General features: G+C 34.3%; 1 protein-coding gene. It reads right to left on the bottom strand.

Annotated features, from left to right (window positions below):
- Window positions 1–41: 41 nt before the first annotated feature.
- Window positions 42–260: a translation initiation factor IF-1 gene (infA, locus tag HMPREF0367_RS09225; protein ID WP_015536142.1), complete on the bottom strand. Its 219-nt coding sequence runs from the start codon at window positions 258–260 to the stop codon at window positions 42–44.
- Between the last annotated feature and the right edge of the window lie 180 nt (window positions 261–440).

The raw sequence follows: 440 nt of genomic DNA, 5'->3' as shown, positions 1-440 counted from the left end.
TTGGTTTTACAGATGGTCTTACTTTCATTTTAATAGTCCTCCTATTTTCTTCTGAATGTAATACGCCCACGTGTTAAATCATACGGTGAAATTTCAACGGTTACACGATCACCTGGTAAAATGCGAATGTGATGCATACGGATTTTACCAGAAACGTGAGCTAAGATTTCGTGCCCGTTTTCCAATTTAACTTTAAAAGCTGCATTGGGTAATGTGTCTTGTACGATACCATCAAGTTCGATCATATCCTGTTTTGCCATGGATTTCAAATTACCTCCCTTATTAAAAATGAAATGATACAGGCATAAAAAGCCATTTATCATTTTACCAAACAAATCGCATTTTTAAAAGCAAAAAGTAACTTTTCATTCCAAGATACAAAAAAAGCCTTTAAAAGGCTTTATTTTTTTAATGGAGCAGGTGATGAGAATCGAACTCAC

Source organism: Faecalitalea cylindroides ATCC 27803, assembly GCF_000469305.1.
Lineage (GTDB): Bacteria > Bacillota_I > Bacilli_A > Erysipelotrichales > Erysipelotrichaceae > Faecalitalea > Faecalitalea cylindroides.
Note: the sequence above shows the minus strand (reverse complement) of the source record. Positions and strands in the feature narration are given on the sequence as shown.

Coding starts and splice junctions, on each gene's coding strand:
- infA (WP_015536142.1), bottom strand. CDS start 260: ATGGCAAAACAGGATATGATCGAACTTGATGGTATCGTACAAGACACA.